General features: G+C 51.0%; 1 protein-coding gene. It reads left to right on the top strand.

Annotation, left to right across the window (positions count from 1 at the left end; genetic code table 11):
• Window positions 1–377 precede the first annotated feature (377 nt).
• On the top strand, window positions 378–1,104 hold a 727-nt coding region (locus I5W_RS11760; protein ID WP_044529364.1), incomplete at its 3' end, for a hypothetical protein.

The following is a 1,104-nucleotide window of genomic DNA, read 5'->3' as shown; positions in this document are numbered from 1 at the left end:
CCGGAACGTTGATCTGCTTATCATCACTGAGGTCGAGGCTAAGGACTCGGCANCCATGCGTGGTGAAACTGGGCTTCGTCATTTCGGGGGAGCTACGCACCTGTTTCTGATGATTTTCTGCTTTCGGTTGTGGATTGNCTCATTTTAAAAACCGACTCCCACGCGCCTATGAATGAGCGCATCGCCTGCCTGGATGTTCCCGCCGATCGAGTGATTCACGCGCTGAAGTATGCCATTTGGGTGGGATACATTTGGGTAGATTTTCAGCGCTGGGATTGGCCGTGTCTCGCAGATCCATGGACCATCGAGCTGGCATCCAGGCCGAGAAAGCTGGCTAGCGCGAACTGTTTCTCCTTTATCGTTGCCGGGGGAGAATCATGAGCATGAAAGTCCATACCGACTTCTACGTGAGGGCTGCTTCATCCGGGCTGCCAGCTGGTTTCTATCGGGTTGTCTGGATGACGGATCGGGAGCCGGATCTTGTTCTCGTTGAGATCCCAACTTATGAAGATGTGGAGCATCAGGCGAAGCTGAAAATCCATTACAAACGCCCACTGATAGCGAATAAGAAAGTGATAGAAAAGGGGATTTTAAACGGCAATGTTCTTCTAGCAGAGGCATCACCGGAACTGAGAAAAAAGGAACCAGTTCTCAACGCCGTTCTTAGCCCAAAGGAGAAGTTGCGGGCAGCGATCCTAAAAGATTTCGACATGCAAGCGACGCACACCTTGATTTTCGGTAAGCGTTGGGAAGCGGAAATGACACGTCTATCCAAGAAGTATGGGGGCTGCACGAATACGATTAAGCGACTGATACTGAAATACTTCTACACAGGTAGAAATCTTGAGGAGACCGTAAGGGATAAGCGCAGACCCAAGGGGCTGCCGCGTGTCATTAAGAAAAAGCTCGGTCGAAAGCGGGACATAGTCAAAACGGGAAGATCCACCGAGGAAGGAGTTAACCGAGAGGAGCATGAGGGCCTAGTCATCTCTTACTTGGCAAGCAGAGGGAAAGACGCCAGCAACAGCTCTATCCCGCGGATGTACGAGGATTTCTATGCGACGTTTGCTGTGGAGAAGGTGATGTCTTCCGACGGTAAAGCTA

The sequence above is a fragment of the Herbaspirillum sp. B65 genome, from assembly GCF_000333555.1.
Lineage (GTDB): Bacteria > Pseudomonadota > Gammaproteobacteria > Burkholderiales > Burkholderiaceae_D > Herbaspirillum > Herbaspirillum rubrisubalbicans.
Note: the sequence above shows the minus strand (reverse complement) of the source record. Positions and strands in the feature narration are given on the sequence as shown.